This window comes from Streptomyces sp. NPDC102259, assembly GCF_044766465.1.
GTDB lineage: Bacteria > Actinomycetota > Actinomycetes > Streptomycetales > Streptomycetaceae > Streptomyces.
This window is the reverse complement of sequence record NZ_JBIWMA010000004.1, coordinates 485,715-511,344: the sequence shown is the minus strand read 5'-3', so window position 1 is coordinate 511,344 and position 25,630 is coordinate 485,715. Positions and strand designations below refer to the sequence as shown.

23 protein-coding genes are annotated in these 25,630 nt (G+C 72.5%); 11 read left to right on the top strand and 12 right to left on the bottom strand.

What is annotated here, in order from left to right; all coding sequences use genetic code 11:
• The 3 genes from ACIRPU_RS14165 to ACIRPU_RS14155 form a co-directional block, all read right to left on the bottom strand.
• On the bottom strand, positions 1-542 hold a 542-nt coding region (locus ACIRPU_RS14165; protein WP_403866219.1), incomplete at its 3' end, for an ABC transporter ATP-binding protein.
• Between the two features lie 59 nt (positions 543-601).
• Positions 602-1,450 (bottom strand): DUF4097 family beta strand repeat-containing protein, encoded by an 849-nt coding sequence (locus tag ACIRPU_RS14160; protein ID WP_403866216.1) that lies wholly within the window; start codon positions 1,448-1,450, stop codon positions 602-604.
• Positions 1,451-1,598: 148 nt separating this feature from the next.
• Positions 1,599-2,114 (bottom strand): toxin-antitoxin system HicB family antitoxin, encoded by a 516-nt coding sequence (locus tag ACIRPU_RS14155; protein ID WP_385568411.1) that lies wholly within the window; start codon positions 2,112-2,114, stop codon positions 1,599-1,601.
• Between the two features lie 495 nt (positions 2,115-2,609).
• Here ACIRPU_RS14155 and ACIRPU_RS14150 point away from each other — a divergent pair, with 495 nt between their 5' ends.
• The gene (locus ACIRPU_RS14150) at positions 2,610-3,647 is read left to right on the top strand and encodes a dioxygenase (RefSeq protein ID WP_403866213.1); all 1,038 of its coding nucleotides are present in this window, start codon (positions 2,610-2,612) and stop codon (positions 3,645-3,647) included.
• Between the two features lie 26 nt (positions 3,648-3,673).
• Here the strand turns inward: ACIRPU_RS14150 and ACIRPU_RS14145 are convergent, their stop codons facing one another.
• The gene (locus tag ACIRPU_RS14145; RefSeq protein ID WP_403866273.1) at positions 3,674-4,351 is read right to left on the bottom strand and encodes a hypothetical protein; all 678 of its coding nucleotides are present in this window, start codon (positions 4,349-4,351) and stop codon (positions 3,674-3,676) included.
• Positions 4,352-4,624: 273 nt separating this feature from the next.
• Between ACIRPU_RS14145 and ACIRPU_RS14140 the strand changes: the two genes are divergently transcribed.
• Complete coding sequence (locus ACIRPU_RS14140; protein WP_403866210.1) at positions 4,625-5,968, top strand: polysaccharide lyase family 1 protein; 1,344 nt, start codon at positions 4,625-4,627, stop codon at positions 5,966-5,968.
• A 61-nt stretch (positions 5,969-6,029) separates the two neighbouring features.
• On the opposite strand, the gene ACIRPU_RS14135 is transcribed toward ACIRPU_RS14140, so the two are convergent.
• From ACIRPU_RS14135 to ACIRPU_RS14125, 3 genes are all read right to left on the bottom strand, one after another.
• Positions 6,030-6,521 carry a hypothetical protein gene (locus tag ACIRPU_RS14135; protein WP_403866207.1) on the bottom strand — a complete coding sequence of 164 codons (492 nt, stop codon included), beginning with the start codon at positions 6,519-6,521 and terminating at the stop codon, positions 6,030-6,032.
• An 81-nt stretch (positions 6,522-6,602) separates the two neighbouring features.
• Positions 6,603-8,219 (bottom strand): methionine--tRNA ligase, encoded by a 1,617-nt coding sequence (gene metG, locus ACIRPU_RS14130; RefSeq protein WP_403866204.1) that lies wholly within the window; start codon positions 8,217-8,219, stop codon positions 6,603-6,605.
• Positions 8,220-8,371: 152 nt separating this feature from the next.
• Positions 8,372-10,225 (bottom strand): VWA domain-containing protein, encoded by a 1,854-nt coding sequence (locus tag ACIRPU_RS14125; protein ID WP_403866201.1) that lies wholly within the window; start codon positions 10,223-10,225, stop codon positions 8,372-8,374.
• 266 nt (positions 10,226-10,491) lie between these two features.
• On the opposite strand from ACIRPU_RS14125, the gene ACIRPU_RS14120 reads away from it, so the two are divergent.
• A complete protein-coding gene (locus ACIRPU_RS14120) occupies positions 10,492-12,570 on the top strand; it encodes a PhoX family protein (protein ID WP_403866198.1) in 2,079 nt (692 codons plus the stop codon).
• A 172-nt stretch (positions 12,571-12,742) separates the two neighbouring features.
• Here the strand turns inward: ACIRPU_RS14120 and ACIRPU_RS14115 are convergent, their stop codons facing one another.
• Together ACIRPU_RS14115 and ACIRPU_RS14110 are read right to left on the bottom strand one after the other, a co-directional pair.
• Complete coding sequence (locus ACIRPU_RS14115) at positions 12,743-13,690, bottom strand: endonuclease/exonuclease/phosphatase family protein (protein ID WP_403866270.1); 948 nt, start codon at positions 13,688-13,690, stop codon at positions 12,743-12,745.
• A gap of 20 nt (positions 13,691-13,710) precedes the next feature.
• Entirely contained in the window at positions 13,711-14,493 is a 783-nt protein-coding gene (locus ACIRPU_RS14110; protein ID WP_403866195.1) for an alpha/beta fold hydrolase, read from the bottom strand.
• 100 nt (positions 14,494-14,593) lie between these two features.
• Here ACIRPU_RS14110 and ACIRPU_RS14105 point away from each other — a divergent pair, with 100 nt between their 5' ends.
• Positions 14,594-16,021: a PLP-dependent aminotransferase family protein gene (locus ACIRPU_RS14105; RefSeq protein WP_403866192.1), complete on the top strand. Its 1,428-nt coding sequence runs from the start codon at positions 14,594-14,596 to the stop codon at positions 16,019-16,021.
• On the opposite strand, the gene ACIRPU_RS14100 is transcribed toward ACIRPU_RS14105, so the two are convergent.
• Complete coding sequence (locus ACIRPU_RS14100; protein ID WP_403866189.1) at positions 15,918-16,826, bottom strand: hypothetical protein; 909 nt, start codon at positions 16,824-16,826, stop codon at positions 15,918-15,920. The genes ACIRPU_RS14105 and ACIRPU_RS14100 overlap by 104 nt on opposite strands.
• A gap of 200 nt (positions 16,827-17,026) precedes the next feature.
• Here ACIRPU_RS14100 and ACIRPU_RS14095 point away from each other — a divergent pair, with 200 nt between their 5' ends.
• Positions 17,027-17,563, top strand: a complete 537-nt coding sequence (locus tag ACIRPU_RS14095) for an SH3 domain-containing protein (protein ID WP_403866186.1) — start codon at positions 17,027-17,029, stop codon at positions 17,561-17,563.
• An 85-nt stretch (positions 17,564-17,648) separates the two neighbouring features.
• Here the strand turns inward: ACIRPU_RS14095 and ACIRPU_RS14090 are convergent, their stop codons facing one another.
• Positions 17,649-18,101: a hypothetical protein gene (locus ACIRPU_RS14090; RefSeq protein ID WP_355710122.1), complete on the bottom strand. Its 453-nt coding sequence runs from the start codon at positions 18,099-18,101 to the stop codon at positions 17,649-17,651.
• 205 nt (positions 18,102-18,306) lie between these two features.
• Between ACIRPU_RS14090 and ACIRPU_RS14085 the strand changes: the two genes are divergently transcribed.
• Both ACIRPU_RS14085 and ACIRPU_RS14080 read left to right on the top strand, forming a co-directional pair.
• Positions 18,307-19,557: a PP2C family protein-serine/threonine phosphatase gene (locus ACIRPU_RS14085; RefSeq protein ID WP_403866183.1), complete on the top strand. Its 1,251-nt coding sequence runs from the start codon at positions 18,307-18,309 to the stop codon at positions 19,555-19,557.
• 151 nt (positions 19,558-19,708) lie between these two features.
• Positions 19,709-21,100, top strand: a complete 1,392-nt coding sequence (locus ACIRPU_RS14080) for a hypothetical protein (protein ID WP_403866180.1) — start codon at positions 19,709-19,711, stop codon at positions 21,098-21,100.
• Between the two features lie 40 nt (positions 21,101-21,140).
• On the opposite strand, the gene ACIRPU_RS14075 is transcribed toward ACIRPU_RS14080, so the two are convergent.
• Positions 21,141-21,311, bottom strand: coding sequence for a hypothetical protein (locus tag ACIRPU_RS14075; protein WP_355702431.1), 171 nt, complete (start codon positions 21,309-21,311; stop codon positions 21,141-21,143).
• 131 nt (positions 21,312-21,442) lie between these two features.
• Between ACIRPU_RS14075 and ACIRPU_RS14070 the strand changes: the two genes are divergently transcribed.
• The 4 genes from ACIRPU_RS14070 to ACIRPU_RS14055 all read left to right on the top strand — a co-directional run bounded on the left by ACIRPU_RS14070 (position 21,443) and on the right by ACIRPU_RS14055 (position 25,580).
• A complete protein-coding gene (locus ACIRPU_RS14070) occupies positions 21,443-22,786 on the top strand; it encodes a helix-turn-helix domain-containing protein (RefSeq protein ID WP_403866177.1) in 1,344 nt (447 codons plus the stop codon).
• An 85-nt stretch (positions 22,787-22,871) separates the two neighbouring features.
• Positions 22,872-23,879, top strand: coding sequence for a permease (locus ACIRPU_RS14065; RefSeq protein WP_403866174.1), 1,008 nt, complete (start codon positions 22,872-22,874; stop codon positions 23,877-23,879).
• Positions 23,876-24,676 (top strand): TIGR03943 family putative permease subunit, encoded by an 801-nt coding sequence (locus ACIRPU_RS14060; protein WP_403866171.1) that lies wholly within the window; start codon positions 23,876-23,878, stop codon positions 24,674-24,676. Before ACIRPU_RS14065 ends, ACIRPU_RS14060 begins: the two co-directional genes overlap by 4 nt.
• Positions 24,677-24,761: 85 nt before the next feature.
• Positions 24,762-25,580 (top strand): GAF and ANTAR domain-containing protein, encoded by an 819-nt coding sequence (locus ACIRPU_RS14055; RefSeq protein ID WP_403866168.1) that lies wholly within the window; start codon positions 24,762-24,764, stop codon positions 25,578-25,580.
• Positions 25,581-25,630: the final 50 nt, after the last annotated feature.

The window sequence follows — 25,630 nt, the reverse complement described above, 5'->3', positions numbered from 1 at the left end:
CCGGTGGTCGGCTCGTCGAGGAAGATGATCCGCGGGCTGCCGACGAGCGTCATGGCGATGTCCAGGCGGCGCTTCATGCCGCCGGAGTAGGTGGAGGCGGGCTTCTTGGCGGCCTCGACCAGGTCGAAGCGCTCCAGCAGCCCGGCGGCGACCCGCCGTCCCTGGGCCCTGGGCAGGTGGTGCAGGTCTGCCATGAGGAGCATGTTCTCCTCGCCGGTGATCAGGCCGTCCACGGCGGAGAACTGCCCGGTGACACCGATCGCGGCCCGCACCGCCTGCGGGTCCGCGCCGAGGTCATGGCCCGCGACCTGGGCCTGCCCGTCGTCGGCGGTGATGAGGGTCGAGAGGATCTTGACGGCGGTGGTCTTGCCGGCGCCGTTCGGCCCGAGCAGCGCGAACACGGAACCGGCCGGGATGCGCAGATCGATGCCGTCGAGGACGGTCTTGTCGCCGTACGACTTGCGCAGGCCGATGGCGGAGACGGCGATCGGCGACGGGCGGGCGTCGCTCCGACTGGGCGTGGGCATGACAGAAGAAGGCATGGGGCCCTCCGTTCGAAGGCTGGAGTGGTGGGGGGCGGGGCCGGTCGAGGAAGCGGTGCTCAGGCCTTGGCGCGGCGGACGTGGATGTTGCCGAACCGGGTACGGGCGCGGATCTTGACGGTGTCCTCGGTCCGCTCCGGGGATCCGGACGCGCTGAGCGTGTTGCGCACCTGGCCGGAGCCGGAGCTGACGTCGAGCCAGGCGGCCGTGCCCTCGCGGATGCCGACGTCGATGGCGCCGTAGGAGGTCTCCAACTGGACGGTTCCGCGGACCACTTCACCGACCCGCACGGTGCCGTGGGCGGTGGTGGCGGTGACCGAGTCCTCGGCCCGCGTGATGTCGATGTCGCCGTTGGCGCCGCTCACGCGCAGTTCGCAGGTCACGGCGCCGACGGTCGTGGTGCCGTGCGAGTTCTTCAGGACGGCGGTGCCGTCGACGAAGCCGACCCGCATGCTGCCGGAGCTGGTGGTGATCTCGGCGGGGCCCTCGACGCGGTCGACGGTGATCGTGCCGTGCGCCGCGGTCAGCTCCAGCGGGCCCGTGGTGTCGAGGCGGACGTCGCCGGCCGAGTTCTTCACGCGGACCTCGCCGAGTCGGCCCTCGCCGATCACCTGGGTCCAGGCGCCGGTCGTGTCGACACGCGAGCCCGTGGGCAGGTCGACCGTCACGTCGACGGTGCCGGTGCGGCCGAGGCCGAACAGCGTGGGCTTGGGCGTCCTGATGGTCAGTACACCGCTCGCGTAGGTGACCTCGGTCTGGGCGGCGGCCCGCGTGTCCAGGTCCTTCTCCGGGTCGCGGGGCCGCACCTCGACGACGGTGTCGGGGCGGTCGCCCGCGGTGAACTGGAGGGAACCGGCGTCCACTCGCGCGGTGACCGAGATCGGTTCGGGCGTGTCGAAAGAAGGCATGGCTGTCCCGTCCTCTTGGGTCTTCAGGGCGTCCCCGCTGGTGGGACGTGGTGTCGGTGAAGTGGTGCGGGTGACGCGGTGCGGTGACGTGGTGCGGTGAAGTGGTGTGGGCGAAGTGGTGCGGTGACGTGGCCGGCGGGAGCGCCGGTCAGCGCACCCAGCCCGTGAAGCTCTGTCCGAGGGCCTGGGTCTTCTCCGTCGTACGCGGCGGCCGGGTGCCGCTGTCGACCGCGGCCGACACGGCGCGCACCAGCCACGCGTTGACCGACAGGCCCTCGCGGGTCGCGGCCTCCTCGGCGCGGGCCTTGAGGTGGGCCGGCAGGCGCAGGTTGACGCGGGCGGTGCCGCCCTCGTCGCCCTCGGCCGGGGCCGAGAGCGGTTCGACGGGCGCGACCGGCTCCGCGATGGCACCGCCGTCGCTGGGCGGCAGCGTCACCACGAAGTGGGGGTCGAGCCCGCGCAGCCGTACGTCGACCGAGCCGGGGGCGAGATCGCGGGTGATCTCGTCCGTCGCGGCGGAGAGCACATGGAGCATGGTCAGCCGGGTCGCCGACTCCAGGGGCGCGGTGAGCCTTTCCGCCAGCTCGCGGGCTTCGTCACCGCCGGCTTCGGCGGCCACCGCGAGTTCGCGGCGGAGGGTGTCGACATACGGGGTGAGGTCCATGACGCCATCATGGCACCACTATGGCGTCACATGCAAGCCGTGAGGCGACATCTGTGGGCTTCTGGCTGGCTAGACCGTTCTGACCTGCGCAAATGTGATGGCACCTCATTGGCCTACCGTGGTGCCATGCGGGCCCAAGGGTCCCCGGCGGCAGCGAATGGCACCCGGTGGCGCCTCGTGGCACCTCGTGGCGTCATGTGGTGCCATGTGGCGCTGGGATGGCACCACGGGATGCCGAGTGGTGACGAGTGGCACCGATGGCACCGGGTGACGCCAGGCGGTGCCGGATGGCGGCAGGCGGCAGGCATTAGGAGGTGGTGCCGGACGGGAGCGGCGCGGCGGTCGGCGAACGATGGAAGTAAGGTAAGCCTCACCAGCCCCTTTACCATAAGCAGGCGGAAAGCAGACCTGCGTCCCGGCGCCTTTTTGCCTGCCCTTGGAATTCCACAGGTCGTTCCCACGCCTCTGACAGCCCCGCCTCCTAGCTTCGCGGCCATGACGGGAAACTCAGGAAACACAGAAAACACAGCCGGTACCGAGCACGACGGCGGGCAAGGTCCCCGGCACAAGCGTGATCTGACCCGACGCAAGGTGGTCGTCGCCGGTGCGGGCGCGGCCGTCGCCGTCGGTGCGGGCGGGGCGCTCGCCGCCGGTGCCTTCGCCGGGGAGAAGAGCGGGAACAAGCCCAAGGCCGCCGCTTCCGCCAGTGCCGGCGAGGCCTGCTACAAGCTCACCTCCGAGACCACCGAAGGCCCGTACTACATCGACGCGGACAAGCTCCGTCAGGACATCACCGAGGACAAGGAGGGCATCCCGCTCACCCTCGCCCTCAAGGTGATCGACTCCGAGACCTGCAAGCCCCTCGCGAACGCCGCCGTCGACGTCTGGCACTGCGACGCCCTCGGCATCTACTCCGGTTACGAGAGCCTCTCCACCGGTGGCGGCGGCGCTCCCACCGACGCGCCCTCCGGCACTCCGACCGGTACGCCGACCGACGTTCCGACCGGCACCCCGACCGGCGAGCCGCCGTCCGGTGGCGGCGGTGGCGGCGGGCACGAGGAGCCCACCGACGACGAGCGCTATCTGCGGGGGACCTGGAAGACCGACAGGCAGGGACGCGTCACCTTCAAGACGGTCTTCCCGGGCTGGTACCGCGGCCGCACGGTCCACATCCACACCAAGGTGCACGTCAACGGCGAGTGGACCGACGCCGGTTACGAGGGCGGCAACACCTGCCACACCGGCCAGTTCTTCTTCGACGAGGAGTCCGTGCTCGCCTCGGCCGAGGTGGAGCCGTACTCCACCAGCACCACCGAGCGCACCACCCTCACCGAGGACACGATCTACGACCAGAGCGGCGTCCGGGGCGGTCTGCTCAAGCTGAAGTACGACAAGAAGAACATCGCCAAGGGGGTCGTGGGTTCGATCACGATGGGCGTCGAACCCGACGCCACCCACGAGGGCACCGACGACGCCGTCCAGCCGGGCGCGTCCGCGACGGCGTCGGCCGAGGCGTCGGCCTCCGCGAGCTGATCCACGCGGCGGAGGGGGCGTTCCGGTCACTCGTCCGGTGACGCCCCCTCCTCCAGCAGCCGCTCCGCGATGTCCGTCGACCAGCTCTGGGCCCACGCACGCAGGTCCGTGAGCTGGTCCTCGGTCAGGCCGTACGCCGTGAACGCCGTGTCCGGGTAGTGGTCCGTGCCCGTCAGCCGGGTCTGGAGGGTGGGCAGGTCGAAGTCGTCCCGGGCATGGCGGCGGGCCAGTTCCTCCAGGTCGGGGTGGGTGAAGCGGGCCGACGCCGCCCTCGCGTCGATCAGGTCGACGGCCAGACCACGGTCGTAGAGCGCCCGGACCTTCGTGCCCACCGCGTCCGGGAGGGACAGCGCCGGACCGTACGAGGTGGGGACGGGCGGGCTCCAGAAGGTCTCCTTGTGCAGGGCCAACCGGAGGACCGTGTCCGTGGTGCGGTCCAGCACGGACAGGTGCGCCGACAGGGGGTCCGAGTCCTGGAGCGTCGCCTCGTGGAGGCCCCCGGAGGCGAGCGCCGCGCCCAGCGCCTCGGCGAGGGCGGGCATCGGCTCCGCGCTCTCCGTCGCCAAGTCCAGGTTCGCGTGCGGGCGTTGGAGCAGCTCGTGCGCCTGGAGCGCGTAGCCGCCGGCCAGGGCCCAGGGGGCGCCGACGACGGCCACGTCGAAGACCTCGGCGAGGAGCCGGAGGTGAGGTTCGAGAAGGTCCACCGCGTAGTCGTACCAGGTGCGGTGGCAGTCGTGCGGGTTCGGCGGCCGCGGCACCACCACCGGCGGGCGGCGGCGGTGGCGGCGGCGGTGGCGGCGGTCCGGGCGGAAACCGCGGCTGAACTGCGCACCTCAGGGGTGAGGTGGGGGAATCGTGAAGGCGTTTGATCGGGTCGCGGAGGAGGCGTCGAAAAAAATCCTCTTCACGCGGCAACTCTTCACGAGGCGGCGACCACTGACAGGACGTAAGTTCGCTCCTCCCCGTAAGGATCCCCCGTGGCAGCTCCCTCCCACCGCCGGTCCCTCCGCTCGCGCCGCGCCCTCGTCGTCTCCGCCGCCGCCGTGGCCGCGGCGGTCGGCGCCGGTGTCGTCGTGATGAACGCGAACGCCGGGACCGTCGACCTGTACCACCAGACGCTCGCCGCCAAGGACGGCTGGGCCTCCTCCGGCACGGGCACCACCGGTGGCACCAAGGCCGACGCCGCGCACACCTTCACCGTCTCCACCCGCGCCCAGCTGGTGAAGGCACTGGGCTCCGCCACCGACACCACTCCCCGGATCATCAAGATAAAGGGGACGATCGACGCCAACACCGACGACGCGGGCAAGAAGCTGACCTGCGCCGACTACGCGTCGGGCACCGGCTACTCGCTCTCCGCCTACCTGAAGGCGTACGACCCCTCCTCCTACGGCACCTCCAAGCTGCCGTCCGGCACCCAGGAGAAGGCCCGCGCCGCCGCCCAGACCAAGCAGGCGAAGAACGTCGTCTTCAAGGTGCCCGCCAACACCAGCGTCGTCGGCGTGCCCGGCACCAACGCCGGGATCTCCGGCGGCATGCTCCAGATCCAGAACGTGGACAACGTCGTCGTCCGCAACCTGACGTTCGGCGGCACCGAGGACTGCTTCCCGCAGTGGGACCCGACCGACGGCGACGACGGCAACTGGAACTCCAACTACGACTCCGTCACCCTGCGCGGCGCGACCCATGTGTGGGCCGACCACAACACGTTCACCGACGCGCCCCACCTCGACAGCGCCAACCCGAAGTACTACGGCCGCGAGTACCAGATCCACGACGGCGCCCTGGACATCACCAAGAGCTCGGACCTGGTGACCGTCTCGCGCAACCAGTTCACCAACCACGACAAGACGATGCTGATCGGCAGCAGCGACAGCGAGCCCAGCGGCAAGCTGCGCGTCTCGATCCACCACAACATCTGGAAGGGCATCGTCCAGCGCGCGCCGCTGGCCCGCGTCGGCCAGGTGCACATCTACAACAACTACTACGACGTCACGACCCTCAACGGCTACGCGACGCAGTACAGCATCAACTCCCGCGCCAAGGCCCAGGTCGTCGCCGAGAACAACTACTGGAAGGTCCCGACCGGCGGAAAGGTCGCCAAGCTCCTCAGCGGCGACGGAACCGGCGCCGTCAAGGGCTCCGGCAACCTCGTCAACGGTACGGTCACCGACGTCGTCGCCGCGTACAACGCCGCCTCGTCGAAGGACCTGAAGACCTCGGTCAACTGGACCCCGACCCTCACCTCGGGCCTCGAGACCTCGGCGAAGAACCTGCCGACGTCCCTGGGGACGACCACGGGCGCGAGCGTCCTGAAGTAACCCCCCTGGACACGCGAGGGCCGGGTGACCACGAGCCCCCGGCCCTCGCGTTCGCTTGCCCTCAGGTGTCGTACGTGCCGTCCCACGGTTCGGCGAAGGCCAGCCGGTCCGGGTAGAGCTCCGCCCAGGTCTCGGGGTCGCCGTCCTCGTCCTTGTCCTCGCGGATCACCAGGCCGAACAGCACGCCCTCGAAGGTGAGCCGGAAGGGGCGGACCGCGATGTCCGTGTAGGAGCGGCGGGGCAGGCTGCGCAGGAGGGTGGCCAGGCGGACGCGGGCCCGGTTCAGCACCGAGTCGTCGCCGTGCGGGTTGCGCTGCTGCTCTGCCCAGGTGCCGGCACACCAGATGTCCGAGTCGCGGTAGCGGCCCTCGGCGTCGAAGGTGTGCAGCACGGTGTAGAGCCGTTTGTGCTCTTCCCAGCCGTCGTCGAGACGGAACCCTTCGGGGAAGGCGTAGGTGACCGACGCGAGGAACTGGCCGTCCGCGTAGCGCCCGATGGACTCGGTGCGGTGCTTCGGCTCGTAGGCGATCGGGATGACGTGGGGGACTGCCATGGCGGAAACCATACGGCTTGGCGAGAACATGCCCGAGCCGGGGGAACCTCTACGGCTCTCCCGGCTCGGGGGCGTCTCGCGTCACGCGGTCGGCTTCTCCTCCAGGCGCGGGAAGAGGACCGCTCCCTTGGTGACCGTCGTCCCGGCCGGGAGCGTGCCCCAGACGCCGGCCTCCTGGACCCGCTGGTCCGCGAGAGCACCCAGGACCGCCTCGGCGCCCAGCGAGTCCCAGAGCTTCTGGGAGGTGTCCGGCATGACGGGGTTCAGCAGGACGGCCACCCCGCGCAGGGACTCCGCGGCGGTGTAGAGGATCGTGGCCAGACGGGCCTTGCCCTCCGGACTGTCGTCCTTGGCCACCTTCCACGGCTCCTGCTCCGTGATGTAGCCGTTGACCTGCTTGACGAAGTCGAACACGGCCAGGATGCCGCCCTGGAAGTCCAGCTCCTCGCCGATCTTCCGGTCGGCCACCGCGACCGCGTTCGCCAGACCGTCGTGCAGCGCCTTCTCGGCCTCGCCGGCGGCGGTGGCCTCGGGCAGGACGCCGTCGAAGTACTTGCCGACCATCGCGGCCAGACGGGAGGCGAGGTTGCCGTAGTCGTTCGCCAGCTCGCTCGTGTAGCGGGCGGAGAAGTCCTCCCACGAGAACGAGCCGTCCTGGCCGAAGGCGATGGCGCGCAGGAAGTACCAGCGGTACGCGTCCACGCCGAAGTGCGAGGTCAGGTCCTGCGGCTTGATGCCGGTCAGGTTCGACTTCGACATCTTCTCGCCGCCGACCATCAGCCAGCCGTTCGCGGCGATCTTGCCGGGCAGCGGCAGCCCCTGCGCCATCAGCATCGCGGGCCAGATCACCGCGTGGAAGCGGAGGATGTCCTTGCCGACCAGGTGGACGTCGGCCGGGAAGGTGGCCTCGAACTTCTCCTGGTTCTCGTTGTAACCGACCGCCGTGGCGTAGTTCAGCAGCGCGTCGACCCACACGTAGATCACGTGCTTCTGGTCCCACGGGATCGGGATGCCCCAGTCGAAGGTGGAGCGGGAGATGGAGAGGTCCTGGAGGCCCTGCCGGACGAAGTTCACGACCTCGTTGCGCGCGGACTCGGGCTGGATGAAGCCCGGGTTCGCCTCGTAGAGGGCGAGCAGCTTGTCGCCGTACGCGCTCAGCTTGAAGAAGTAGTTCTCCTCGCTGAGGATCTCCACGGGCTTCTTGTGGATGGGGCACAGCTTCTGACCTGCGAAGTCGCCCTCGCCGTCGAGCAGCTCGCCCGGGAGCTTGTACTCCTCGCAGCCGACGCAGTACGGGCCCTCGTAGCCGCCCTTGTAGATCTCGTCCTTGTCGTACAGGTCCTGCACGAACTCCTGGACGCGGTCGGTGTGCCGCTTCTGCGTGGTGCGGATGAAGTCGTCGTTCGCGATCTCCAGGTGCTCCCAGAGGGGGCGCCAGGACTCGTCGACGAGCTTGTCGGCCCACTGCTGCGGGCTGACGCCGTTCGCCTCCGCGGTGCGCATGATCTTCTGACCGTGCTCGTCCGTGCCGGTGAGGTACCACACCTTCTCGCCACGCTGGCGGTGCCAGCGGGTGAGCACGTCGCCTGCGACGGTCGTATAGGCGTGGCCCAGGTGAGGAGCGTCGTTGACGTAGTAAATGGGGGTGGAGACGTAGAACGCCTTGCCACCCTGCTTCTCGGTTCCAGTGGCCGCCATGCCCGAAATCCTACTGGCCCCGCGAAGATCCACTCACATGCGTTTCGGGGGGTGGACGGGCGGACAGCGTGTCCGTCCCGTCCACCCCCCGATCGGGCGCGGTGGTGCTCGGTGGTGCGGCGGTGCTGGTGCTCGGTGGTGCGCGGTGGTGCTTACGGGCGCCAGTTCGCCAGGATGCCCTCGTAGACCTCGGCGTCCGTGAGCTCACGCGGGGTCTCGCCCGCGAGGAAGTGGGACGTGTTGGCCAGCTTCAGCTTGCGGACGTAGTCGAAGGCCTTGTTCTCCGGGTCGCCGAACGCGACGAAGACGAAGGAGACGTCGGGGTGGTTCTTCGCCGCCTCGGTGAGGGCCTGGGTGGCCGGGGTCTTCGCGTCCGGGGCGCCGTCCGTCTGGAAGATCACCAGGGCGGGAGTGCCCGGGGCTTCCTTCTGGTGGTGCGTGAGGACGTCCTCCACGGCCACGTGGTAGCTGGTGCGGCCCATACGGCCGAGGCCCGCGTGCAGCTCGTCGATCTTGTTCTCGTGCTCGGTGAGGGTGAGCTCGCCGGTGCCGTCCACCTCGGTGGAGAAGAAGGTGACGCGGACCTTGCTGTTCTCCGGGTCCAGGTGGGCGGCGAGGGCGAGAGCCTGCTCGGCGAGGGCCTGGGCGGAGCCGTCCTTGTAGTACGGGCGCATGCTCGCGGAGCGGTCCAGCACGAGGTGGACGGCGGCCCGGGTGCCGGTGAGGTTCGTGTTCTCGAGGGCGGTGGCGGCTGCCTGGTAGGCGGTGGCGAGGCCGGCGGGGAGGACGGGGGCCTCGGGGGCCTCGGGGGCGTCCTCACCGTCGGTGACCGCAGTCTCGTCCGACTCCGGCTCGGACTTCGACTCCGACTCCGGCTCGGACTTCGACTCCGACTTCGATTCCGACTCCACCGCTGCCGCGACCGCGGCGACGGCGGGCTCCTCGGCGACCGCGACCGGCTCGGGCGCGACCTCCGGCTCGGGCTCGGGTGCGGCGGCCTCCGGCTCGGGGGCGGTTTCGGGCTGCTCCGCCGTGACCGTCGCCTCGGGCTCGGGCTCGGACTCGGACTCGGGCTCCGAGTGGACCTCGGCCACCGGCTCGGCCACAGGCTCCGCCTCGGCTACGGCCGCCGGCTCGGACTCAGGCTCGGCTACGGCCGCCGGCTCGGGCTCGGGCTCGGTCTCGGCCTCGGCCACGGCTTCCGGAGTGGGCTCCTCAGCGGTCGCCTCGGCCTTGACCTGCGGTTCCGTCGGTTCCTCGGCAGTGGCCGGCTCGGGCTCCTCGACCGTCGTCTCGGCCTCGGCCTGCGGTTCCGTCGGTTCCTCGGCGGCGGCCGGCGCCGGCTCCTCAGCCGTCGTCTCGGCCTCGGCCTGCGGCTGCTCGGCAGTGGCCGGTTCGGGCTCCGCGTCCGCTTCCGGAGTGGGCTCCTCAGCGGTCGCCTCGGCCTCGGCCTGCGGTTCCGCCGCTTCCGGCTCGGCGACCGGCTCGGCGGCCACCGGCTTCGCCTCGGCGGCCGGCTCCTCGACCACGGGCTTCGCCTCGGCAACCTGCGCCTCGGCCTCCGCGGCCGGCGCCTCGGCCGGTGCCTCGGTCGTTACCGCCGGCGCCTTTGGCGTTTCGGGTTCTGCCCCTGCGCCTGCCCCTGCCTCTGCCGCCGGTGTCGGGGTGGGCAGGTCCTCTGTCGACTGGGTCGGCTTGGGGACCGATACGTTGTCGAAGGCTGCGGAGACCAGGTCGTGTTCGTCCTGGGACGCCGGGCGGGGTTCCGGGACCTGGGCCGTGGGGGTGGCCCTCGGGGTGGGTTCGGGGGAGGGGGACGGGACCGTCGGTTCGGGCGCCGGGGTCGGCGCGGCGGCCGACGTGGGGGCAGCCCCGGTCGACTCCTGGTCCCGCTCCTCGGAGGCGGTCTGTTCCTGCGAAGGAACCTGTTCCGCACCCTCTGCCTCGGCGGCCCGCTCTTTGCGTGACAGTCCGAACGCGTTCCGCAGGAGAGTGAGAATGCCCATGTGCGCAACCCTTCGCGTGAGTTGAAGCCCGTAAATCCCTGGCCAGGACGGACACGTAAGGTTAACGGCCCGGGATGGTGATCTTGGGCAGGGGTGAGTGTAAGGAATCCAGGTGTGTCAATACCGCCTCGGCACCCCCTCCGCGCAAGTCCAACACCCTTGTGGCTGCTGCGGATTCACTCTCCGTTCATCCCGCAGCAGCGCCTGCGCACATACGTGCCCCTAACGTCACGGTCACACCAAGGGCACGCAAGGGGAGATTAAAGGTGCGCAAGCTTCTGCCGCTGATCGGAATGCCGTCCCAGTCCCATCCCGGCGGACGCTCCGCCATGACCTGCCGCTTCCGGTGTGGTGACGCCTGCTTCCACGAGGTGCCCAACACCAGCGACAACGAGTACGTCGGAGAGATCATCGCGGGGGCGATAGGCCGCCGTGCGATGGTGCGCGCCGCCGCGGTCGTCACCGTCGCGGCCGCCGCCGGGACCGCCGGGGTGGCCGGTGCGCTGCCCGCCGCCGCCGCGCCCGTGCGGGAGTCCGGGAAACCTTCCGGGAAGCCTGTCGCCAAGGCCGCCCGCGGGCTGCGGTACAGCTCCGTCGCTCCCAACACCGCCGACGCCGTCACCGTTCCGGACGGATACGCGCAGAATGTGGTCATCCGCTGGGGTGAGCCGATCCTGCGCGGGGCTCCCGCCTTCGACCCGGAGAAGCAGACCGCCGCCGCCCAGGCCGGGCAGTTCGGCTACAACAACGACTTCCTCGCGCTGCTGCCCATCCCGGGCGAGTGCGACCGGCAGCTGCTCGTCGCCAATCACGAGTACACCGACGAAGTGCTCATGTTCCGTGGCTACGACCCCGCCAACCCCACCCGGCAGCAGGTCGAGGTCGCCTGGGCCGCGCACGGGCTGGGTGTCGTCGTCGTGCAGGAGGACCGCAGGACCGGCAGGCTCACCGCCGTGCCCCGGCACCACCTCAACCGGCGGGTCACCGCCACCACCGAGTTCCGGCTGACCGGGCCCGCCGCCGGTTCCGACCTGCTGAAGACCTCCGCCGACCCGACCGGCACGAAGGTGCTCGGCACCCTCAACAACTGCTCCGGCGGCACCACCCCGTGGGGCACCACGCTGCACGGCGAGGAGAACTTCAACCAGTACTTCGCCAACAGCGGCCGGGCCACGGACAAGCGGTACGGGATCGGGACCGGCGCCACCGAGCGCAAGTGGGAGCGGTTCGACAAGCGGTTCGACGTCGCCCAGGAGCCGAACGAGGTGCACCGCTTCGGGTACGTCGTCGAGCTCGACCCGTACGACCCGACGTCCACGCCCCGCAAGCACACCGCCCTCGGCCGGTTCAAGCACGAGGCCGCGACCGTGCGGCTGACCGAGGACGGGCGGCCGGTCGTCTACACCGGTGACGACGAGCGCTTCGACTACTTCTACAAGTTCGTCGGCGGCAAGCGCATGAAGAAGGGGTCGAGCCGGGCCGTCCGCGAGCACAACCTGTCGCTGCTCGACGAGGGCACGCTCTACGTGGCGAGGCTCACCGGCGACTCCCCGGCGATCGAGATCGACGGCACCGGCAAGCTGCCCGCCGACGGCGAGTTCGACGGCAGCGGCGAGTGGATCCCGCTCGCCACCGCCACCGCCGAGGGCGCCGTCTCGCACGTCGAGGGGATGAGCGCGGAGGAGGTCTTCGTCTTCACCCGCCTCGCCGGTGACAAGGTCGGCGCGACGAAGATGGACCGGCCCGAGGACATCCAGCCCTCGCCCGTCACCGGCAAGGTGTACGTCGCCCTCACCAACAACACCAACCGTGGTGTCGGTGCGAACGCCAAGGCCGACGAGGCCAACCCGCGCAACGCCAACAAGCACGGGCACATCCTGGAGCTGACCGAGCGGCGCAACCGTCCCGAGAGCACCGCGTTCGCCTGGTCGCTGTTCCTCGTCGCCGGTGACCCCGACGACCCGGCGACCTACTTCGCGGGCTTCCCGAAGGACGACGTCAGCCCGATCTCCTGCCCGGACAACGTGGCCTTCGACCCGCACGGCAACCTGTGGATCTCCACCGACGGCAGCCAGCTCGGCTCGCACGACGGTCTGTTCGGCGTCGCGACGCGCGGCTCGCGGCGCGGTGAGCTGAAGCAGTTCCTGACCGTGCCGACCGGTGCGGAGACCTGCGGCCCGATCGTCCAGGACCGGCGGGTGCTCGTCGCCGTGCAGCACCCGGGCGAGATCGACGGCGCGACGGTGGAGAAGCCGGCGAGCACCTGGCCGGACGGCGCGGGGAAGATCGTCCGGCCGGCGGTCGTGGCCGTGTGGCGCAAGGACGGCGAGGACATCGGGGTCTAGTCGTCCCCGACGGAGGATGAGGAGCCCGGCGCCGGTCGCCCGCGTGCGGTGAGGGGATCGCCCTCGCGCCGCGGTCTCCTGGCGCCGGCGCTCCAGGTCGCCGTTCGCGCGGTCCCGCCGCGGAGCGGGCCGCCTCCGCCCAGGCCGCCGGGCCCGGGCCGCCGGGCCTCGGCTATCGGACGCGGTGGAGGGTGAGGTCCACGACCAGCGCGCGGTGGTCGGTGTCGTCGAGGCGGAGGAAGCGGGCGTCGCTCGCGGAGAAGGCCTCCGACACGAGCACATGGTCGATCTGCGCGCCGAAGGCGGGCGCGGTGCGGCTGGGCCAGCTCGGTTCGCGGGCGTCGCCGGCGAGCCGGGCCGCGTCGCGCAGTCCGGCGCCGAGGACGCGGCGGAAGGCGGCGTGGTCCTGGGAGGCGTTGAAGTCCCCGGCGAGGACGAGCGGACGGCTCTCGTGCCGGGCGGCGAAGTCCCGCAGCCGCCCCAGCTCCCGTTTCCACCGGGACACCTGGCGGGGCAGCGGGGGCTTGGGGTGCGCGAGCTGGAGCCGTACGGCGTGTCCGTCGACGTCGGCCACCGCGCCCGGCATGCCCATGCTGCCGGGCACGCCCCTGGTGGCCGTGAGCGGGAACCGGCTGAGGATGACGGATCCGACGGAGCTGTCGCCCGGGACGGCCTGCCGGTACGGGTACTCGGTCCCGAGCTCCTTCGCCACCGCCGCCTGACAGGTGTACTCGCACTCCTCCACGAACACGAGGTCCGGCCGCTCGCGCCGCACGACCGGGATCAGGGCCTCGGTCGCCCAGCCGAACTCGACGTTCGACGTCAGCACCCGCAGCCGTGCGAGCACCGGCCCGTCCGGCCGGACCCCCGTGCCGTACGGCTGGACGAACCAGGCGAGCAGCCCGAGCGCGACCGCTCCCCAGATCGTCCCGGCCGACCAGCGGGCGAGCAACGAGAGGGCGATGGCGGCCCCGGTGGGCACGATCAGCCACGGCAGGAAGGCGAGCAGCTGCGGTACGGGGGTCACGGCGTCGGTGTCGACGATCCGGCACCCGACGACCACGCTCACCCCGGCCAGCGGCAGCCCGGCGCACCAGACGCCGAGGAGCCGTCCTCGCATCGACCTCATCCCGCCGAAGGCTACGCCCCGGTCTTCGCCAGGAACTCCGCGAGCACCCTGTTGAACTCGTCCGCCCGCTCCAGGTTCGGCAGGTGGGCCGCGCCCTCGATGATCCGCAGCTCGGAGTGCGGGAGCGCCGCGTGCATCGCCTCCGCGTCCGACACCGGGGTGTACTCGTCGTCCTCGCCGACCACGACCAGGGCGGGGACGGCGACGCGGGTCAGCAGGGTGCGGTAGTCGGGGCGCTCGGCCCGGCCGCGCAGTGCGGCGGCGGCGCCCTCGGGAGACGTCGACGTCATCATGCGGTGGACGTGGGCCTTGACCTCGGGGGCCGCGTAGGGGGCGACCATCTTCTCCAGGACCTCGTCGGCGTAGCCCCGCATGCCCTCCGCGAGCAGGCGGTCGGCCATCTCGTTGCGCGCCCGTCTGCCGCCGGGGGGCTCCGGGGCCGGGAAGGTGTCGGCGAGGACCAGGCCCCGGACGCGGTCGGGGAACTGCCGGCAGAGGTCCATCGCGATCTGGCCGCCCATCGACAGCCCGGCCAGCACGAACGTCTCCACCTTCAGTTCGTCCAGGAGCGCCGCGATGTCCTGGGCGAAGTCGGAGAGCGGCGTGATGCCGGGGACCACCGGGGACGCGCCGTAACCGCGCAGGTCGGGGGCGATCACCCGGCGGGTGGCGGAGAACGCCTCGATCTGCGGGGTCCACATGGTGCGGTCGAAGGGGTGGCCGTGGACGAGGACGAGGGGGAGCGCCGGGGGCGTGTCCGGGCCTTTGTCCTCGTATGCGAGGAAGGGTGCCATGGGGTCGACGGTAGAGCGGGCCGACTTCTCGGTGCAATAAGATCTTTGCCCTCGGTGCAATCCCGGCCGAGGGCGTTCGAGGGAAGGTTCTGGACACCCCATGGCCGACTTCCGGCTCATCGCCGACCGTATCGCCGGGGACATCGCCGCCGGACGGCTCCGCCCCGGCCAACAGCTGCCCCCGCAGAGGTGGTTCGCGCGGCGGCACCGCATCGCGCCCTCGACGGCCGGGCGGGTCTACGGCGAACTCGTGCGGCGCGGCCTGGTGGTGGGCGAGGTGGGGCGAGGGACCTTCGTACGGGCCGCGCCGGCCGTAGCGCACGGGCGGGCGCTCATCGAGACGGCCACCTCCGCACCCGTCAACCTCGAGCTCAACTATCCGTCGGCCGAGGGGCAGTCGGAGCTCCTCGCGGCCTCCCTCGCGCCGTTGCTGCGGGGCGACGTGCTGACGGAGGCCATGCGTCCGGGCGCGGCCGACGGGACCGCCGCCGCCCGGGAGAGTGCCGCCCGGCTCCTCGCGCTGCCCGGCTGGCGGCCGGAGCCCGCGCAGTTGCTGTTCACCGGCAACGCCCGGCAGGCCATCGCCGCCGCCCTCGCCTCCCTGGTCCGGCCGGGTGGCCGGATCGGGGTGGAGGAGCTGACCTATCCGCTGGTCAAGGAGATCGCCGGACGGCTGGGGGTGGTTCTCGTCCCGCTCGCCGCTGACGCGGAAGGAGTGCGTCCGGACGCCCTCGCCGCCGTCCATCGCGCCGCTCCGCTCTCCGCCCTCTACCTCCAGCCGACGCTCCACAATCCGACGTCCTCGACCATGAGCGAGCGGCGGCGGCGCGAGCTGGGCCGCCTGGTGGTCGAGTGGGGGCTGCCGGTCGTCGAGGACCGCATCTGGTCCTTCCTCCGTCCGGACGCCGCCGCGTTCGCCGCGCACGCCCCCGGTCTCACCCATGTCGTCGACGGGCTGTCCAAGCGGGTCGCGCCGGGGCTGACCGTCGGTTTCCTCGTCGTACCGCAGGACCGGGTGGAGGCCGTGGGGGCCGCGGTGCGGTCCGGCGGGTGGAGCGCGGGGACGTTCGCGCTGGAGGCGGCCGTGCGGTGGACGGGGGACGGGGTGGTGCGACGGCTCGTCGAGGCGAAGCGGGCGGACGTCGCCCGGCGGCAGGCGATCCTCACCGAGCACCTGATCGAGCGACTCGGCGGGCACGTCACCGGGCACGCGACCGGGCGACTCGGCGGGCACCTCACCGGGCGAATCGGCGGGCAGCTCGCGGGGGGCGCGGTACGGACCGATCCGCGCGCCTACTTCGCCTGGTGGGAGCTGCCCGCGCCCTGGCGGGCGGACACCTTCACCGCCGCGGCCGCCGCGCACGGCATCGCCGTGACCCCGGGCGCCGCTTTCGCCGTCGACCCGCACCGCACCCCGGACGCGGTCAGGCTCGGACTCGCGTCGGCTCCGGAGGGGGAGCTGGCACGGGCGCTGCGCACACTCGCCGACGTCGCAGCAGGCGGACCGCCGGGGAGCGCCGGCGGATGAGCCAGGTCGCCGCCGCCACCGTCAGGCCCAGCGCGAGCAGCAGCCAGGAGGCCGTCCGCAGGGTGGCGGTGAGGGCGTCGTACACCGCGCCCGCGGCCGGGCGGTGGGTCTCGTCGGGGAGGTCGGAGAGGGTCAGGCGGCGGGCGATCGCGACGGCGAGACCGAGCAACGCGCCCCCCAGGGCGGTGCCGAGGGCCGTCGCCGTGACCGCCCGGCGGCGGGAGACCGCCACCGCGATACCGGACACCGCGAACACGACGGCTGCCAGGGGCAGCCAGAAACCGGCTACGTCGAGCACGTGGTAGCCCTTTCGGAGAGCGGCCAGTCCAGCTGGCGGGAGGAGTGCGACACGGATGTGCTCCACCGGCACGCGGTCGGCGAACGGCACGTGGTCGGCGGTCAGTTGGCGCTTCAGCGGTGAGGTGACGGCGGCGAGGTCCACGGTCACCGGGTGGGAGTCGCGGTCGGCGCTCTGGTCGTTCAGCGCTCTCATCACGGCCGTGTGGGCCGCTTCGTTGCCCGCGTCCCAGGCCGTGCGGTAGGCCCGGGTCGCGGTGAAGGAGCGGACCGCGTCCCGCAGGAAGAGCGGGTTCATCCCGGCCTCGCGTGCCACTCCGTCACCCACCGTGTCCGCGACGGCGTTCCGTACGGCGGGGTCGGAGGCGAGCGGCGCCATCGTGGCGACGTAGCCGCGGGTGTCGGTGAGGCCGTACGACGCCCAGGCCGCGAGCGCGCCGAACGGCACGAGCAGGCAGGACAGCGCGACGAGGACGGCCGAGAGGGCGGTCCGCAGACTTGGGGACACCTCTCCAGGCAACGGGGTCGGGGCGGTGAGCGCGAGCCCGTGACGGCCGTCCGGGTGGCGTCCCGCAGACGTGCCCGACACCGCACGGGGGACGCACGGGGGACGTCCCGGGGACGTCCCGGGGACGTCCTGGAGACGCGTTCCGGTGGAGGGTTCACCCGAACGGGTGTTTCCTGGTTCTGGGGAGAAGGAGGTCGATCATGCGCACCACTTTGGCCCTGCGGACTCTGGCCGCGGCCCTGCTCACCGGTGGCACCCTCGCCGGCGCGGCACTGGGAACCACGGCGGCGGCAGCCCCTCCGACCAGCGGCGACGACGGAAACAGCTCGATCCGGGGCACCGTCGTCTCCCGCTCCGAGCTGAGTGTGCGACAGGAGCCCACCACCCACTCGCCCGTCGTCGCGACGCTCGCGTCCGGCAGCCACGACCGTGTGCAGTGCATGGTCAAGGGCCAGAGCGTCAACGGCAACCCGGACTGGTACTGGCTCTTCGGCGCCCAGGGTTGGGCGAGCGCCGCCTTCGTGGACACCGGCGGCGCGCGGGTGCCCGACTGCGCCGACCCGTGCCCGCAGTGGAAGAACGGCGACTGGACCAACTGGGACGACCCGTTCACCAACAGCTCGCTCGGCGTCTCGGCCTCCGGGACGTTCAGCTTCTCCGGCTCCTGGAGCTTCAGCGTCACCGGGACATCAGGAACCTCGCCGGGTGACTGGGAGTGGGTCCCGGTCGGCCGGTGAGTGGAGGGATGAGGGAAGGCACGGGCCCCGGCGTACAACGCCGGGGCCCGTGTGCGTCCTGGTACGGACGCTGTCGGTGGGCGGATCAGCGGATGCGGTGTCCCGCCGCGTCCTCGTGCGTGTAGAAGCGGTAGAACAGCGTCACGAAGACGCCCGCCGAGACGGCCAGGGACCACCCCACGGAGCGCAGGACGCTCGCGCCGGTCTCGCTGTAGAGGAAGCCGAAGGCACAGCCCGCGAACGCCGTCCACAGCAGAGCGTGCAGCTCGCGCCGCATGCGTGGGGCCAGGGCGTGGATGCCCATCCACAGGGCCGCGAACACGAACGCGCTCACGAAGCCGAGCAGGAGGTTCCAGCCGGTGATGGGGCCGCCGGAGCGGTTGTTGGCCGCGACCCAGTAGCCGTAGACGAGTCCCAGTGCCACGGGTGTCGTCCACTCCGCGGCCTGGTGGGTCCGTTCGCTGAAGACGTCGGGGGTACGGGACCGTGCGGAAGTGGTGGTGGTCCGTGCGCCTGACGCGGGTGCCGCATGAGCCATGAGAGGACTCCTCTCTCCTCGCCCCCCGCCTTCCAGGGCACACCTGGGCGGGGGCGGTGGCAAGTCGGGTGCACGGTTTCGTTCGCGGGGTCTGTACGCGGGGTCTGTACGCGGGGCCGTGCGCCGGGTCCCGCGCGTCGGGCTGCGTCGGGCCGTGCGCCGGGTCCCGGATGCGGGCGCTCCGCCCCCGTGTTTCGCTGACCTCATGGAGTCCGGCGGTCACAGCCTGCTCGACCGCTATCCGCGGGCCCGACGCCGGGACGTCCTCCAGCGACACCAGCTGCTCCAGATCCGGGGCCGCAGCGTCACCTGGCTGGTGCCGCTGGTGATGCTCGTCGCCATCTCCTACGCCGACTTCAACACCACCGGCGAGTTCCGCATCGTCTCCTGGTGCGTCTTCGTCGCCGCCATCGCCGCCGCCCTCTGCGGGGTGTGGACGACGGCGCTCTTCGCGGCGCTCGCCCTGCTCACCTATGTCACCTGCGACGCAGCCTGGCCGTCCGAGTACCGGGAGGGCGCGGCCGACTTCGTGCTGGTGCTCGTCGGCGGCGCGCTGTCCGTCCTCGCCGCGTCGGTCCGGGTGCGCGGCGAGCGGCGGATGCTGCACATGATGCACATCGCCGAGACGACCCGCCGCACGGTGCTGCGTCCGCTGCCGTCGCCCTGGGGCGGCCTCGACCACGCGGCGGTCTACCTGGCCGCCGACGCCGACGCCCGGGTGGGCGGCGACTTCTACGACATCCAGCCCGGTCCGCACGGCACCCGGGTCCTGCTCGGCGACGTACAGGGCAAGGGGCTGGGCGCGGTGGACGCGGCCGCCGCGCTGCTGGGCACCTTCCGCGAGGCCGCGTACCACGAGGCGGATCTGGCGACCGTGGCCGGCCGGCTGGAGACCCGGATGCGACGGCACCGTGCGCACACCGCGGCCCTCGGACGGCCGGACGGCGACCGGTTCGCCACGGCCGTGCTGATCGGGTTCCCCGGGCGGGGGCGCGGGTCGGCGGGGGAGAGCGGGGTGGCCGTGGGGGAGCAGGGGATGGTCGAGATCGTCGGGTTCGGGCACGAGCCGACGCTCGCGGTCGGCGGGACGGAGGGCGTACGGGCCCTGCCGAACGGCGAGGGGCTCCCCCTCGGCCTCGGTGAGCTCGTCGCGCAGGACGACGGGCCCCCGCCGGTGCTGCGGGTGGCCGTGGCCCCCGGCGAGACGCTGCTGCTGGTCACCGACGGGGTGACCGAGGCGCGGGACGACGCCGGTGAGTTCTATCCGCTGGCCGAGGAGGTCGCGGCGGCCCTCGCCCGCGATCCGCGGACGGCCGAGCCGGGCCGGCTGGTGGCCTTCGTGCGGGACCGCACGCTGCGGCACTGCCGAGGGCGTCTCGCCGACGACACGACGGTCTTCGCGGTACGCCCCGCACCGCCGCCCGCACCGCCGCCCGAGCCGCCCGAACCCACCTGAGCCGCCTGTGTCGTCCGGGCTGCCTGTGGCGCCGTCCGACGAAGGCCCCGTAGAGGGACGTTTGCAGAGCTGAGGCCCCCCTTTGCACCCGCAGCGGTTACGGTGCTGAGGTACGTGATCGACAGGGGAGGGGACCATGCGGGAGGGGACCATGCCCGGAACCGTGCTGCTGCTCGCGGCCTCGCCCATGGGCAAGGGGTGTCTGGTGGACGCGGCCTCCGTGCTCCCCGTGCTCGCGGCCGTGCCGCCTCCCGTGCTGGCCGGAACCGACACCGCGAACGTCGTCGAACTCGCCGATCCGCTGGATCCGCAGGCCGTTCTCACCCGGCTGCGGGCCGCCGCGGTGGCCCCCGGGCCGCTCACCCTGTTCGTCGCGGGTCAGCTTCAGCTCGACCGGCGGCAGCGGCTGCCCCACCTGGCGCTCGCCCGGACGACGCCCCCCACCGTGCGGTACACGGCGTTCCCGTGGCACTGGTTCCGGGAGGAGCTGCGGCTGCGGGCGCCCGGTTCCACGACCGTGGTGCTCGATCTGCGCGCGGACCCCGAGACCTGGGACTGGCTGCGGGGGAACGTCCTGGACTGCGGTCCCACGGCGGCCGTCTACGGGCGGATCGCGCCGCCGCCGGTCCGCCGGGCCGTCGCAGCGCCGTCGTACATGAGGGCGGTCGCGACGATACTGCGCAGCGGTGGCCGTCCGGCGATCGAGCGGCTGCACCAGGCGGCACTGGCCCGTATCGCGGGCGACGGCGAGGTGGGCGACCTGGTGCTCACCCCCTTCGGCGGGCCCGTCGGCCGGGCGGTACCCGACGCTCCCGGCATCCCTGCCGTCGCCCCGGGCGCACCTTTCGCGTTGGCGGTACCCGACGCCTTCCGGGTGCCGGTCGGCCCTGGGGTGTCTCCCGCGTCGGCGGCGCCCGACACCTCCGACGTCCCCGTGACCTCCGGCGCACCCCTCTCCTCCGTGGCCTCCGTCGCTTCCGTCGCCTCCGGTGCGTGGGCCCTTGCCGATGGGCCCGCCGCCTCGGACGCGCACGCCGTACCCCGGGCCCCCCGCCCCCGGGTCCCCGGGCCGGTGGCTCCCGTGCCCGGCGTGGCCTCGGGCGGGCCGGACAGGCGTGACTCCGACCCGCACGTCGCGATTTCCACAGCCGTCCGGGCCGGGCGGCACGCCGACGCCGATGTTCTCGCCGCCCACCTGGAGCAGACGGCCGCCGCCTCGTACGGGCCGGGGTCCGAGGAGGCGCTGCACTGGGCCGAGGTGCGGGCGGACCTGGCGATGTTCGCGGGGGACGCCGAGCGCAGCTGCCGCACCTGGATGGCGGTCGCCGACGCCCGGCTGGAGGCCGGGCAGCCGGTCGACGCGCCCGCCGTGGAGGCGGCGGTCGACCGGGCGCACCACCAGTGGGGTCGGATCCACGACGTGCCGCGGGCCCGCGAACTGGGCCCCGCGATAGCGCAGTTGCGCGGCCGGGTGCCGGGCCGCCGCGAGGGCGCGCTGGACCACGTCCGGCAGCAGTTGCGGCAGCTCCAGACGCAGGGGTGAGCCCGCCGCCGGCAGCCGCCCGAACGCCCGACGGCAAATCCTAACGGCGCTCCGCCGTCTCGTGCCGGGCCGGTGGGGAGGTCGGTCCGGCGTCCGTGGCTCTGGCCGGGCCCGCGTTGGCGGCGGTGATCAGGGCCGTCACGGCCAGGACCGCCGCGGCGACGGCCCTGACGTAGGGCGTGGAAGGGCGTGCGGATGTGCGTCCGGGCACGGCTACCTCGCAACGTCGGCTACTGCGATACTCACGTCAGCCGGCTATTAAGCAGGCTTAACTCGCCGTTTAACCTAGGGGCTGAGATAGTCCAACGGCAAGAGGTACAGGGGTAGTTGGGGGAGTTGGGCGTGGGAGAGCGGGACGAGCCGGAGGTCGTCGGTCGCCGGGTGCAGCGACTGCGGGTCGAACGGGGCCTGACACAACGGCAGTTGGCCGAGCCGACGTACACCCCCGCCTATGTGTCGACGCTGGAGGCCGGCCGGGTACGGCCCTCCGACGAGGCGCTCAAACACATCGCCGAGCGGCTCGGCGTCGACTTCGAGGAGCTGGCGACCGGCCGGCCCGCCCGCCTCGTCACCGACCTGCGGCTTCGCCTCACCGAGGCACAGCGGGCGCTGGCCACCGGGGCGGCCGAGGAGGCGGCCCTCCAGTACACCGGGCTGCTCGCGGAGGCGCAGGAGCACGGGCTGGCGGAGGAGCAGGCCACCGCGCTGCTCGGCCTCGGGCAGTGCGGGATCGACACGGGCGACCTGGACACGGCCCTGCGCTGCTTCGAGCGCGCCGAGGCCGCTCTCGCGGACGCGCCGCTTCCCGCCCGCGTCCCCGCCCTGCGCGGCCGAGCCGTCGCCCACTACCTGGCCGGTGAACTCCGTTACGCCGTATACCTGCTGGAGTCGACGCTCGACGAGCTCAACCGGGGCGGGCTGCACGACCCCGACGCGCTGCTCCTCCTCTACGCCTCCGTCATCGGCCCGTACATGGACATGGGCGCCCAGGCCCGCGCCGCGCAGGCCGCCGAGTTCGCCCTCGCCCTCGCGCCGCAGGTCGGCGACCCCGCCCTGGTCGCCCGCATGCACCGGTCCGTCGCCCGCACCCTGCTCGCCGAGGGCCGCCTCGCGGAGGCCGACGCCTCGCTGGCCAAGGCGTCCGAGCTCTACCGTCAGCTCCAGCTCCGTACGGAACTCGCCAACTGCCACTGGATGCGCGGTTACGTCTACGCCCAGAACGGCGAACTGGATCGGGCCGAGGGTGAGTTGAAGCAGGCGCAGGCCATGCTTGCCGCGCAGCGCGCCGCGCTCTACAGCAGCCAGGTCGCCGTCGAGCTGGCCGACGTCCTGCACCGGCGGGGCAAGTCGGAGGAGGCCGCCGCGCTGCTGCACACCGTCCTCGGGGATCTGTCGCCCGAGCGCGGTGCCGTGCACTCCGCGGGGGCCCACCGGCTGCTCGGGATCATCGCCGAGGACGCGCGGGACACGGAGGCGGCGGAGGAGCACTATGTGCGTGCTCTCAGCCTGCTGGAGCGGGCAGGGGCCGCGGGGGATCTCGCCGATCTCTGCCGGATGCTGGGGGACCTGTTGCGGCGTACGGGGCGGGTTGAGGCGGCGCTCGACGCGTACCGGACGGGGCTCGGGCACCGGACCGCGCCGGGGACGACGACCCTGGGGCCCGCCCCGGCTCAGCCGCCGCTCTAGCCCTGGGTTCCAGCCTGGGGTCACGCCCTGGGTCACAGCCGGAGGTCACAGCGTTCTCATGGGCGGGGGCGTTAGCGTCCCCGGCGTGCAGAATCAACGGACCGTGGCCGATGGCCTGCGGGTCTTCGTGCGCGCGTCCGTGTACGCCGTGCTCGGCGGCGCCGCGCTCGTCGCCATCGCGACCGTCGTGTCCGTCCTCGGGCCGCTGCTCGCGCTCGACCTCTACACCCCGCCGGTGGCCGCCTGGTGGACGGTGTTCACCGCCGTCGCCGTCCAGGGGGTGCCCTTCCTCCTGCTCGGGACGGTCGTCTCGGCGGCGATCGGCGCGTTCGTGCCGGAGCGGGTGTTCCGGCGGCTCCTGCCGCGCAACCCGGCGCTCGCCGTGCCGGTGGCCGGGATCGCCGGGGCGGTGCTGCCCGGCTGCGAGTGCGCCTCCGTGCCGGTGGCCGGGAGCCTGATGCGGCGCGGGGTCGCCCCGGCGGCCGCCCTCGCCTTCCTGCTCTCCGCCCCCGCGATCAACCCGGTCGTGCTCGTCGCGACCTCCATCGCCTTCCCCGGGCAGCCGAAGATGGTCCTGGCCCGGCTGCTCGCCTCGCTCGGCAGCGCCGTGGCGATGGGCTGGCTGTGGGCGCGGTTCGGGAACGAGAAGTGGCTGCGGCTGCCGGGGCGCGGCACCCCGTCGGACCACGCCACCGGCGCCCGCGCCTTCCTCACCGGCCTCCAGCACGACTTCCTGCACGCGGGCGGCTTCCTGGTGCTGGGCGCGGCGGCCGCGGCGACCTTCAACATCGCCGTCCCGCGCTCGGTCCTCGACGTCTTCACCGGGTCGCCCTGGCTCGCGGTACCACTGCTGGCCGTACTGGCCGTCGTGCTGTGCGTGTGCAGCGAGGCCGACGCCTTCGTGGCCGCTTCCCTGAGCGCCTTCCCGCCCACCGCACGGCTGGCGTTCATGGTGGTGGGCCCGATGGTGGACCTGAAGCTGCTCGCCCTGCAGGCGGGCACCTTCGGCCGGTCCTTCGCCGTACGGTTCGCGTCGGCGACCTGGGTGGTGGCCGTGGCCGCCAGTGTCCTTGTCGGGTGGTGGCTGCTGTGAGGCGGTACGGACCGGCGGCGCTGCTTCTCCTGACGGGCGGCGCGGTCCTGCGGATCACGCTCTTCAGCGACCTGTACCTGCGCTATGTGCAGGCGGGTCTGCGGCCCTACCTGATCGTGTCCGGGGTCGCGCTGGTCCTGCTGGGCGTCGTGACGGCGATCCTGCGCCACCGCACGCCCAGCCTTCACGAGGACGCGGGCCACGAGGACGCGGGCCATGAGTACGTGGACGACGAGTACGTGGACCACGAGGACGACGACGGGTACGTCGGTCACGAGGGGCACTCCCACGGTCCCGCCGGGCCCCGGGTCGCCTGGCTGCTCACCCTCCCCGCGCTCGCGCTGCTCCTCTTCCCGCCCCCGGCGCTCGGCTCCTACAGCGCAGGCCGCGAGGCCGCCCAGCGGGCCGCGCAGGGCATCGGCGCCTTCCCGGCGCTCCCGGCGGGGAACCCGGTCGAGCTGACGGTCGCCGAGTTCAGCTCGCGCGCGATCTACGACAGCGGTCGTTCACTGAAGGGCCGTACGGTCCGCCTGACCGGGTTCGTCACCCACGGCGACGACGGCGCTTGGTACGTCACCCGCCTCCTCGTGACCTGCTGCGCCGCCGACGCCACCACCGGCAAGGTCGAGATCCAGGACGCGGACGACGACGTCCTGCCCGCCGACACCTGGGTCACCGTCACCGGCGCCTGGCGTCCGAAGGGCGAACTCGGCTCCGACGCGGCCTGGCCGCCGGTCCTGGCCGCGGCCACGGTCACCCGGGTGAAACAGCCGGCGGATCCGTACGAGAAGCCGTAGCCGAGCCAGGTTCTCCCGGTGGGCGAGGGGTACCCGGCGCACCACGAGAGGTGGGCCGGCCCGGCGGCGGAGGAGAGGGCAGGTGATGACCATGGGCCACCGGGATCGGGACCAGGATCGGGACCAGGATCGGGATCGGGACCGGGACCGGGTCGCCGAGGTCATCGCCGAGGAGACGCAGGGCGCGGGTCCGCGGGAGGTGCCGCAACGGCTGTGCGACGCCGTGCTGAAGCTGTTGCCGGTGAGCGGCGCGAGCATGTCGCTGCGCGGCGACGGAATGCCGGTGCCGCTGAGCGCGAGCGGTGAGCAGGCCGCGTATGTCATGGAGTTGCAGGTCACCTTGGGGGACGGGCCCTGTCTGGAGGCGGCCGAGACCGGCTCGGTGGTCAGCGCCACGGACCTGATGTCGAGCCGGGACGCCTCCCGCTGGCCGGTGTTCGCCCAGCAGGCGGCGGCCCTCGGGGTGCGGTCGGTGTACGCGCTGCCGTTGGGCGACCGCACGGTGTGCGTGGGCACCCTCGATCTCTATCGGGACGTGCCCGGCGAGCTCGCCGCCGGCGAGGTCCGCACGGCGTGGGTGGTGGCCGAGACCGTCACGGAGGCGCTGGTGGCGCTGCCCCGGGCGGAGTGGAACGACCCGGACGGCCCGGACGGCCCGGACGGCCCGGACGACCTGGACGACCTGGACGACCTGGACGACGTCGGCCGCTGGCTCAGCCCGCTGGCCATCGACCACGACGATGTGTACCGGGCCGTCGGGATGGTGATGGCCCAGCTGGGCGTCGCCGCGGACGAGGCGCTGTCGTTGCTGCGCGGCCACGCCTTCGCGAAGAGCCGTACGGTGCTGGAACTGGCCCACGAGGTGGTCGCCCTGCGGACGCGCTTCGACGACCCGTCCCCCTGAGCACACCTTCCGAGCCGGCGCCCTCCGAGCCCGCATCCTCCGAGCCCGCA

Coding starts and splice junctions, on each gene's coding strand:
- ACIRPU_RS14160 (WP_403866216.1), bottom strand. CDS start 1,450: ATGCCTTCTTTCGACACGCCCGAACCGATCTCGGTCACCGCGCGAGTG.
- ACIRPU_RS14155 (WP_385568411.1), bottom strand. CDS start 2,114: ATGGACCTCACCCCGTATGTCGACACCCTCCGCCGCGAACTCGCGGTG.
- ACIRPU_RS14150 (WP_403866213.1), top strand. CDS start 2,610: ATGACGGGAAACTCAGGAAACACAGAAAACACAGCCGGTACCGAGCAC.
- ACIRPU_RS14135 (WP_403866207.1), bottom strand. CDS start 6,521: ATGGCAGTCCCCCACGTCATCCCGATCGCCTACGAGCCGAAGCACCGC.
- metG (WP_403866204.1), bottom strand. CDS start 8,219: ATGGCGGCCACTGGAACCGAGAAGCAGGGTGGCAAGGCGTTCTACGTC.
- ACIRPU_RS14125 (WP_403866201.1), bottom strand. CDS start 10,225: ATGGGCATTCTCACTCTCCTGCGGAACGCGTTCGGACTGTCACGCAAA.
- ACIRPU_RS14115 (WP_403866270.1), bottom strand. CDS start 13,690: ATGCGAGGACGGCTCCTCGGCGTCTGGTGCGCCGGGCTGCCGCTGGCC.
- ACIRPU_RS14110 (WP_403866195.1), bottom strand. CDS start 14,493: ATGGCACCCTTCCTCGCATACGAGGACAAAGGCCCGGACACGCCCCCG.
- ACIRPU_RS14105 (WP_403866192.1), top strand. CDS start 14,594: ATGGCCGACTTCCGGCTCATCGCCGACCGTATCGCCGGGGACATCGCC.
- ACIRPU_RS14095 (WP_403866186.1), top strand. CDS start 17,027: ATGCGCACCACTTTGGCCCTGCGGACTCTGGCCGCGGCCCTGCTCACC.
- ACIRPU_RS14090 (WP_355710122.1), bottom strand. CDS start 18,101: ATGGCTCATGCGGCACCCGCGTCAGGCGCACGGACCACCACCACTTCC.
- ACIRPU_RS14085 (WP_403866183.1), top strand. CDS start 18,307: ATGGAGTCCGGCGGTCACAGCCTGCTCGACCGCTATCCGCGGGCCCGA.
- ACIRPU_RS14080 (WP_403866180.1), top strand. CDS start 19,709: ATGCCCGGAACCGTGCTGCTGCTCGCGGCCTCGCCCATGGGCAAGGGG.
- ACIRPU_RS14055 (WP_403866168.1), top strand. CDS start 24,762: ATGACCATGGGCCACCGGGATCGGGACCAGGATCGGGACCAGGATCGG.